The sequence below is a fragment of the Mycobacterium sp. TH-M103 genome (assembly GCF_057473785.1).
In genome coordinates this window covers 1-6374 of sequence record NZ_JBYCLG010000067.1, presented here as the reverse complement: position 1 = coordinate 6374, position 6374 = coordinate 1, and the positions used below count along the sequence as shown (strand labels likewise).

Annotated in this window: 5 protein-coding genes; 1 reads left to right on the top strand and 4 read right to left on the bottom strand. The window is 72.2% G+C overall.

Annotated features, from left to right (window positions below; genetic code table 11):
* Both AC2VOR_RS03690 and AC2VOR_RS03685 read right to left on the bottom strand, forming a co-directional pair.
* Positions 1–472, bottom strand: a 472-nt coding sequence (locus AC2VOR_RS03690; RefSeq protein WP_486963216.1) for an acyl-CoA dehydrogenase family protein, incomplete at its 3' end; no start/stop codon positions are given.
* 11 nt (positions 473–483) lie between these two features.
* Entirely contained in the window at positions 484–1266 is a 783-nt protein-coding gene (locus AC2VOR_RS03685) for an SDR family oxidoreductase (RefSeq protein WP_369739435.1), read from the bottom strand.
* Positions 1267–1359: 93 nt separating this feature from the next.
* Between AC2VOR_RS03685 and AC2VOR_RS03680 the strand changes: the two genes are divergently transcribed.
* Entirely contained in the window at positions 1360–1677 is a 318-nt protein-coding gene (locus AC2VOR_RS03680; protein ID WP_369741667.1) for a PE-PGRS family protein, read from the top strand.
* 12 nt (positions 1678–1689) lie between these two features.
* Here AC2VOR_RS03680 and AC2VOR_RS03675 read toward each other — a convergent pair whose 3' ends face one another.
* The gene (locus tag AC2VOR_RS03675) at positions 1690–4914 is read right to left on the bottom strand and encodes an acetyl-CoA carboxylase family protein (protein ID WP_369741668.1); all 3225 of its coding nucleotides are present in this window, start codon (positions 4912–4914) and stop codon (positions 1690–1692) included.
* A partial coding sequence (locus AC2VOR_RS03670) for a class I adenylate-forming enzyme family protein (protein ID WP_486963215.1) occupies positions 4911–6374 on the bottom strand: 1464 nt, incomplete at its 5' end. The genes AC2VOR_RS03675 and AC2VOR_RS03670, both read right to left, overlap by 4 nt.

Genomic DNA, 6374 nt, shown 5'->3' with positions numbered 1-6374 from the left:
TCGGGTCGGTGCGGGCGACCAGGATGGCCATCTGCGCGTGCTGGGCCATCGACGTCCACACCTTCTGCCCGTTGACGATCCACTCGTCACCGTCGCGGACCGCCCGGGTGGCCACCCCGGCCAGGTCCGACCCGGCGCCGGGCTCGCTGAACAGCTGGCAGTAGACCTGCTCCCCGGTGAACAACGGCCGCAGGAACTTCCGCTTCTGCTCGTCGGTGCCGAACGCCGCGATGGTCGGGGCCGCCATGCCCATCCCGATGAAGTTCTTCGGTGTGCCCCCGACCGGCGCCCCTGCGGCGGCCAGCCGGGCGTCGACCCGTTGCTGGGCACTGCGCGGCAGACCCAGCCCGCCGAAACCCTCCGGCAGGTGCACCCACGCCAGGCCGGCGTCGTACTGCGCGCCGAGGAATTCCCGGGGGGCGGTGGTCGCCGGGTCGTGGCCGTCGAGCAGCGCCTGCACGCGTGCGTCCACCTCCGCGGTGTTCACCGCCCGCCGCCCGGATGTGCCTGGAAGCCCGCGGCGTTGCCGAGCACCTGACCGCCGTCGATGACCATCACCTCGCCGGTGATCCAGCTCGCGGCGTCGGAGACCAGGAAGGCGACCGCGTTGGCCACGTCGACCGGTTCACCGATCCGGCCCAGGGCCGTCGACGACGCCAGCGGGTCCTCGTTGTCCTTCCACAGCGCCTCGGCCAGCCGGGTGCGCACCACCCCGGGGCAGATCGCGTTGACCCGCACGCGCGGCGAAAGTTCCAGTGCCAGTTGCTTGGTGACGTGGATGAGAGCCGCCTTGGTGGCGTTGTACATGCCCATGCCCGGCGACTGGTGCAGGCCGCCGATGGAGGCGGTGTTGACGACCGCGCCGCCGTGTTCACCCATCCAGGACTTCACGGCCAGCGACGTCCACAGCAGCGGGGCCCACAGGTTGACGTCGAAGATCTTGGCGAAGCGGGCGTGATCCTGATCGATCAACGGACCGAAGGCCGGGTTGGTCCCCGCGTTGTTGACCAGGATGTCGACGCTGCCGAAGCGCTCCATGGTGAGGTCCACGCAGCGCCGGGCGGCGTCCTCGTCGACCGCGTGGGCGCCCACACCGAGGGCCCGCTCCCCTACCTGCGCCGCGGCCTCCTCGGCCGCCTCCTGCTTGCGGGCGGTCAGCACCACGTTGGCGCCCGCTTCGGCAAGTTGTTGGGCGATGGCCAGCCCGATGCCCCGGGACGCCCCGGTGATGATCGCGGTGCGTCCGGTCAGGTCCGGCGAGCTCATTTCGCAGTGCCTTTTGTCATCCACCGCACCGGGGCAGGTTTTGTACACGTGTCAATGTGGTAACCAATGCGCATGTCAGCGAAATTAGCCCTCATGAAACCACTGGTGGTGGCCGGGGCTGTCGCAGCGACGGTCGCCGCCACCCCCACGGCAGCGGCCGAGGCTTTCGCGGCCGCCCCCGCGCCGATCACACACGTTGCCTTCCAGGACAGTCCGGGCGGCGGAGGATGCGACAGCAACGGCAACTGCGGCTGGGGCGGCCAGAACGGCGGTCCCGGCGGCGGTCCCGGCGGCCACGGTTGCGTACCGGGCGTCGGTTGCGGCTCCGGCGGCCAGTTCGCCGGGCCCGGTGGCGTACCGGGCGGGGTCGGATGCCTGCCCGGTGTCGGTTGCGGCTCGGGACACGGCTGACCCGCCCGCCCCTCAGGCTCCTGTGAGCCGGGTGATCCAGGCGCGGGAGTCCGCGGGGTCGATCACGTCGTCCAGTTCGAAGGTGGTGGCCGACCGCAGCGCCTTGCCGTGCTGGTAGGCCGCGTCGACCAAACGGTCGAACAGTTGCTGCCGTTCGTCGGGATCCGCCTCGGCGAGTTCCTTGCGGAAGCCAAGCCGCACAGCACCTTCCAGGCCCATGCCGCCGATCTCCCCGGTGGGCCAGGCAACGGTGAACTGCGGCGCGCGGAACGAACCGCCGGCCATCGCCATGGCGCCCAGGCCGTACCCCTTGCGCAGGATGATCATTCCGACCGGCACCGTCAGCCGCGCCCCGACGACGAACATCCGGCCGAACCGCCGCACGGTGGCCTCCTTCTCCGCGTCCGGCCCCACCATGAACCCCGGGGTGTCGCAGAGCGAGATCACCGGCAGCCGGAACGACTCGCACAGGCCCAGGAAGTCGCTGGCCTTGTCCGCGGCCTCGGCGTCGATCGCCCCGCCCAGGTGATGGCTGCTGTTGGCGATCAGCCCGTAGGCCGCCCCCTCGACGCGGACCAGGGCGGTGACGACCCCGACACCGTGGTCGGGCCGCAGCTCCAGGATCGAGCCGACGTCGACGATCGACTCGATCGCCCGACGAATGTCGTAGGCGCGCAATCGGTTCTGCGGCACCACGTGCCGGGCCAGCCGCGGGTCCGGCGCCTCCCAGTCCTCCAGCGCGCCCTGGAAGTAGGAGAGGTAGCGCTTGGCCAGCGCCACCGCGTGCGCCTCGTCGCGGGCGACCAGGTCCACCACGCCGTTGTGCCGCTGCACCTCGATCGGGCCGATCGCCTCCGGGGGGTACACGCCCAGCCCGCCGCCCTCGATCATCGCCGGCCCGCCCATCCCGATGTTGGCGTCGGGGGTCGCGATGATCACGTCGCACACCCCGGCCAGCGCGGCGTTGCCGGCAAAACAGCGACCCGACACGATCGACACCAGCGGCACGCGGCCCCGCAGGCCGGCCAGCATCCGGAAGGTGGGCACGTCCAGCCCAGCGGCGCCGCCCACGTCGGTGTCCCCCGGCCGCCCGCCACCCCCCTCGGCGAACAGCACCACCGGGACGCGTCTGCGCGCCGCCAGGTCGAAGACCCGGTCGGTCTTGGCGTGGTTGCGCATGCCCTGGGTTCCGGCCAGCACGGTGTAGTCGTAGGAGACCACGACGGCCTCGGCGGCGGCCCGCCCGAACCGTTCGGCGCCGATGGTGGCCAGGCCGGCGACCAGGCCGTCGGCCGGGGTGTTGGCGATCAGGTCCTCCTCGGAGCGCCGGCTGCGCTGCGCGGCGATGGCCAGCGCGCCGTACTCGACGAAACTACCGGCGTCGACCAGGTCGGCCATGTTCTCCCGGGCGGTGCGCCGGCCCTGCTGGTGCCGCTTGGCGACCGCGGCCTCCCGGCCCTCGTCCAGGGTGCGCCGGTGCCGCTGCCGAACCTCCTCGAGGTCGGCCCGCTGCCGATCGAGATCGACTGCGGCAGAACCTGATCCGTTGCCGACGTGGGGACCCGTACGGGCGAACACCAGCAGCGGGTCGCCGGTCCCCACGACCTGCCCGGGGACCACCAGGACCCGGAGCGTGCGCAGCGCGCCGGGCGCGGTGAGCACGTGCTGCATCTTCATCGCCTCGAGGACCACCAGTTGGTCGCCGGGCCCGAACTCGGCGTCCTGGGTCGGCACCTCGACCACGGTGCCGGCCAGGTGGGCGCGCAGCGGTTCCTCCCCCGGGTACAGCTCGACCTCCGCGGCACGCACCTCGCCCTCCCGCGACAGCGCCGCGGCCGCCAGCCCGGGGAGTTTCTCGTCGAGAAAGTCCGTGGTCACCCAGTCGGATTGAATTTCCTCCTGCGCCAACAACTCTCGCAGCAACCCGAGGTTCGTGCAGATTCCCTCGACGGCGAACTCGCCCAGGGCGGTCCGGACCTTGCGCACCGCGGCCGGAAACGACGGCCCGCGCACGTGGGCGACGACCTTGGCCAGCAGCGAGTCGTAGTGGGGGGCGGCGACCAAACCCGTCCGGCCGTAGGTGTCGACGCGCACGCCGGGCCCGCTGGGCGGCGTGAACGCCGTCAGGGTGCCCGCCGCGGGCACGACGGAGCCGTCGGGGGCGAAGGTCTCCATGTTCACCCGGGCCTGGATCGCGATGCCCCGCCGCGCCGCGGGCTCGCCGATGATCTCGGTGCCGTCGGAGGCGATCCCGGCCGGAAGCCCCAGCTCGTAAAACGGTGCGCCACCGGCGATGGCCAGTTGCACGGCGACAAGGTCGATCCCCGTCGTCTCCTCGGTCACCGTGTGCTCCACCTGAATCCGCGGGTTGACCTCCAGGAAGACGAACTGCTCACCGGAGACCAGGAATTCGACGGTGGCCAGCCCGCGCAGGGCGACCCGGGCGCACAGCCGGGCCGCGGCCCGATGCAGGCTGTGCCGCAGGGCGTCGGACAGCCCCTGGGCGGGGGCGATCTCGATCAGCTTCTGGTGGCGCCGCTGCAGGCTGCAGTCGCGGTCGCCGAGCGCGAGCGCGTGCGTCTGATGGCCGGCCGGCGCGGCTACGACCTGCACCTCGACGTGGCGGGCCGCGCCGAGCACCGCCTCGGCGAACAGCGCCGGATCGCCGAATCCACGCTGGGCCTCGGCGGCGCACTGCCGGTAGGCCGCCTCGATCTGGTCGGCGGCGGTCACCTTGCGCATTCCGCGGCCACCGCCGCCGGCCAGCGCCTTGATCATGACGGCGCCGTCCCGGGCCGCGAAGAAGGCCGCGATGTCGGCGACGCTGCTGGGTCCCTCGGTGGCCGGCAGCACCGGCACGCCGGCGGCGACGGCCGCGGCGCGGGCCGATGACTTGTTGCCCACCAACTCGAGCGCGGCGGCGTCGGGTCCCACGAACGTGCGCCCGGCCGCCGCGCAGGCGCGCGCGAATTCGGCGTTCTCGCTGAGAAACCCGTACCCGGGGTGGATCAGTCCGGCGCCGGACCTGTCGGCGGCCGCGAGGATGGCGTGCTGGTCGAGGTAGGCCGCCGGCCCGGCGCCGGGAAGGCCGATCGCCTCGTCGGCCGCATGCACGTGCGGGCCTGCGGCGTCGTCCTCGGCGTACACCGCGACCGTCGTCATACCCAGTTCGGTTGCGGTGCGGACGATCCGGAGCGCGATCTCGCCGCGGTTGGCGATCAGCAGGGTCGCGCTCACCGCCACGGTTCGCCCCACCGCACCTGCTCGCGCAGCCTGCTCTTGAGCAGCTTGCCGCCGGGGTTGCGCGGCAACGCGCTGTCGACGACGGTGACGTACTGGGGAACCTTGTAGTCGGCGAGCTGTTCGCGGCAGTGGTCCATCACGGCGGCCACGTCGACGGTGTCCGGGCCACCAAACAGCACGGCGCCGACCTTCTCCCCCATGACGTCGTCGGGAACCGCCAGCACGCAGGCGTCCGCGACGCTCGGCGCGGACAGCAGCACGGCTTCGACCTCGACGCTCGAGACGTTCTCCCCGCCCCGGTTGATGATGTCCTTGAGCCGGTCGACGATGTGCACGCGGCCGGCGTCGTCGACGCGCACGACGTCGCCGGTGTGCAGCCAGCCGTCCACGATCGTGGCCGAGGTGGCCTCCGGGCGGTTCCAGTAGGAGCCGGTCACGTTGGCCCCGCGTGCCACCAACTCACCCGTCATCGGGTCGTCGCCGGCGGCGATCACCCCGAGGTCCACCGAAGGCACCGCGTAGCCAACCGAGTCGGCGTGCGCGACGGCGTCGGCGTCGGGCAGCACGGTCAGCAGCGAGGCCGTCTCGGTCATGCCGTAGCCGTTGAACACCGTGGCGGCCGGGAACGCGTCCTGCACCGACCGCACCAGCGACGGCGCGATCGGCGCGCCGCCGTAGCCCACCCACCGGACCGCGGAAACGTCCGCAGCCCGGAAGTTGCCGTGCCGCAACAGCAGCGAGTAGATGGCGGGCACGGTCACCAGGAAGGAGATCCGCTCGGCGGCCAGGGCGACGAGGAACCCGTCGAGGTCGAGGGTGGGCATGATCACCGCCGCCCCGCCCACGCGGGCGGCCACCAAAAGCTGCGAGTTGCAACCGGTCACGTGGAACAGCGGCACCGAGATGAGCGTGCGCAGCGCCTCGCCCAGGTCGGCCGGCTCGCCCATGCTGCGCAGCATGTTCTCGGTGTTGGTCAGGAAGGCCTCGTGCGTGGTGGGCACCCCCTTGGGGTGATCGGTGGTGCCCGACGTGTAGAACAGGGCGGCGGTGTCGGTATGCCGCAACTGGTGCGTCACATACGGTTCGCCGTCGGGGAGCGGCGTCTGTGGCGCCAGCTCCATCCGCGCACCCGAGTCGGACAGCACGAACGCGACCTCGGGTGGCGCCGAGCGCGTATTGACCGGCACCGCAACGCCACCGGCCATCACGGTGCCCCAGAACGCCAGCACCCAGTCGATCCCGGCGGCGTAGCGCAGCGCGACGCGGTCCCCCGGTTGCAGACCGTCGGCGTGCAGCCCGCCGGCCACGCGCGCGGCACGGCGCCACAACTGCCGGTAGGTCAGCCGTTCGCCGCCCAGTTCGACCACCGCCTCGCCGTTGGGGCGGTTGTCGACCTGCTCGGCGAGCATGTCGAGCAGCGTGGCGGGCAGGCGGTCGTAGCGCGGGATGCCGTC